At 70.2% G+C, this 2,398-nt stretch carries 3 protein-coding genes; 2 read left to right on the forward strand and 1 reads right to left on the reverse strand.

The window, feature by feature from the left end; genetic code table 11:
- Positions 1-640, forward strand: a 640-nt coding sequence (locus tag G6017_RS11090; RefSeq protein WP_241731485.1) for a phosphatidate cytidylyltransferase, incomplete at its 5' end; no start/stop codon positions are given.
- Between the two features lie 48 nt (positions 641-688).
- Here G6017_RS11090 and G6017_RS11095 read toward each other — a convergent pair.
- Positions 689-1,120, reverse strand: a complete 432-nt coding sequence (locus tag G6017_RS11095) for a LapA family protein (RefSeq protein WP_179525454.1) — start codon at positions 1,118-1,120, stop codon at positions 689-691.
- Positions 1,121-1,206: 86 nt separating this feature from the next.
- Between G6017_RS11095 and rlmN the strand changes: the two genes are divergently transcribed.
- Positions 1,207-2,316 carry a dual-specificity RNA methyltransferase RlmN gene (gene rlmN, locus G6017_RS11100; protein ID WP_179525453.1) on the forward strand — a complete coding sequence of 370 codons (1,110 nt, stop codon included), beginning with the start codon at positions 1,207-1,209 and terminating at the stop codon, positions 2,314-2,316.
- Positions 2,317-2,398 lie beyond the last annotated feature (82 nt).

Genomic DNA, 2,398 nt, shown 5'->3' on the forward strand with positions numbered 1-2,398 from the left:
GCCCCTGCTCCTCGGTGGACAGGCGATGGTCTGGGCCGGGTTCTTCGCCGAGGCCAAGGGCGCCTTCGCCGCGTTCGCCGCCACCACCGTCCTGGTCCTGGTCTGGCGCCTCCTGATGGCGGGGCTGACCACGGCCCCACAGAACTATCTCCGTGACGTCTCGGTGGCCCTGTTCGTCCTGGTGTGGATCGCGGTCCCGGGCGCTCTCGGCGCCATGCTCGCGGACGGCGACCACGGGGCGCAGCGTGTCGTCGCCCTGATCCTGTTGGTGGTGTGTTCGGACGTCGGGGGATACGTCACCGGCGTGCTGTTCGGCAGACACCCGATGGCGCCCGCGGTGAGCCCCAAGAAGTCGTGGGAGGGCTTCGCCGGATCGATGGTGTTCGCCATCATCGGCGGGGCGCTCGTGGTGGTGCTGCTGTTCGACGACAACTTCCTCAAGGGCGTCCTGCTCGGCGTCCTCACCGTCTTCACGGCGACCCTGGGCGACCTCATCGAGTCACAGGTCAAGCGGGACCTGGGCATCAAGGACATGGGCACCATGCTGCCCGGCCACGGCGGCTTCATGGACCGCCTCGACTCGGTCCTGCCCACCGCCGTCGTGGTGTGGATCATCTTCACCTACGTCGTCCCGACCTGAGCGTGCGGGGGCGCGCTCACCGGCGGTCGGCCGTGGGGACGACACCCCTCAGTGGTGGCGGGCCGACACCTTGCGCGCCTTCCGGGCGCGCATCCGCAGCTGCAGGATCCGGAATCCGGCGAACAGCGCCATGATCAGCGCGCCGGCGATGGCGGCGAACAGGATCAGGACCCCCAGGGGGAGGCTGAACTCCAGCCCCAGATACCGCACGCCCGTGGACGTGGTGTTCTGCGCGATGAAGATCAGCAACAGGATCGTCACCAGGGCGCCGAGGACCAGTCCCACCCAGGCCGACCCCAGCTTGCCGCCGTGGGTGTCCATGACGTCGTCGTCGTGGCTCCCGCGTCCACCGCGTGAGTCCCCGGCGGGGACCGTCGCAGGAGCCGAGGCGTGGGTGTCCTCGACCGGCGCGATCTCCGCTGCTCCGGCGGTGTGGTCGGTGTGCTGGGGATCAACTGGTTCGTGCGAACGCGTGGCCATGGGAGGACTCTATTCCCTCACCGGCGCCGACGGCATCCGCTGGCGGTGTGTCGTGCGGTCCGGTTTCTGACACAATGGCAGCCATCATGGTTGAACCACTACCCCTCGTCTTCGACGCCCCCCGCCGGGGTCTTCCGCCTCGTCACTTCGCCGACCTCGACGCAGAGGGCCGGGCTGCGGCGATGAGCGAACTGGGGGTCCCCGCCTTCCGGGGGAAGCAGCTCGCCAACCAGTACTTCGGACGACTCGAGGCCGACCCCGCGGAGATGACGGACCTCCCGGTCGGTCTGCGTGAACAGATCGGTTCCGAGTTGTTCCCGCGCCTGGCCTCCTCGGTCCGGCACATCTCCGCCGACGGGGGCACCACGCGCAAGACGTTGTGGAAGCTGCACGACGGCTCGCTGGTGGAGAGCGTGCTCATGCGCTACCCGGACCGGGCGACGCTGTGCATCTCCAGCCAGGCCGGGTGCGGCATGGCGTGCCCGTTCTGCGCCACCGGCCAGGCCGGGCTCGACCGCAACCTCTCGGCCGCCGAGATCCTCGAGCAGGTGCGCGAGGCCGCCCGGGCGATGCGGGACGGCGAGGTCCCCGGCGGCCCGGGACGACTGTCCAACGTGGTGTTCATGGGGATGGGTGAGCCGCTGGCCAACTACAAGCGGGTCCTCACGGCTGTCCGGGGGATCGTCTCGCCGCCGCCGTCCGGGTTCGGATTGTCCCAGCGTTCGGTCACGGTCTCGACGGTCGGAGTCGTCCCCGCGATCCATCGCCTCGCGGAGGAGGGACTCCAGGTGACCCTGGCGGTCTCGCTGCACACCCCTGACGACGAACTGCGCGACACCCTCGTGCCGGTCAACAACCGGTGGCCCGTCTCCGAGGTCATGGACGCCGCGCGGCACTACGCCGACGCCACGGGCCGGCGGGTGTCGATCGAGTACGCGTTGATCCGCGATGTGAACGACCAGACGTGGCGCGGGGAGATGCTCGGTCGGCTGCTCGTACAGCGCCTCGGGCCCATGGCCCACGTCAACCTGATCCCTCTCAACCCGACTCCGGGCAGCGAGTGGGACGCCAGCCCGAAGCCCCAGCAGGACGCGTTCGTCGCCGCGGTCCAGCAGTCCGGTGTCTCCTGCACCGTCCGGGACACCCGTGGGCAGGAGATCGCCGCCGCCTGCGGCCAGCTCGCCGCCGAAGGCTGAGCTCCGAGGGCCGATCACCGTGAGGTGGGCCCGGGCCGTCCCCGATCACGGACGAGGCCGCCGCCCGCGGATGTCGCGGGCG

The organism is Dietzia sp. B44 (assembly GCF_014145245.1).
GTDB classification, from domain to species: Bacteria; Actinomycetota; Actinomycetes; order Mycobacteriales; family Mycobacteriaceae; genus Dietzia; species Dietzia natronolimnaea.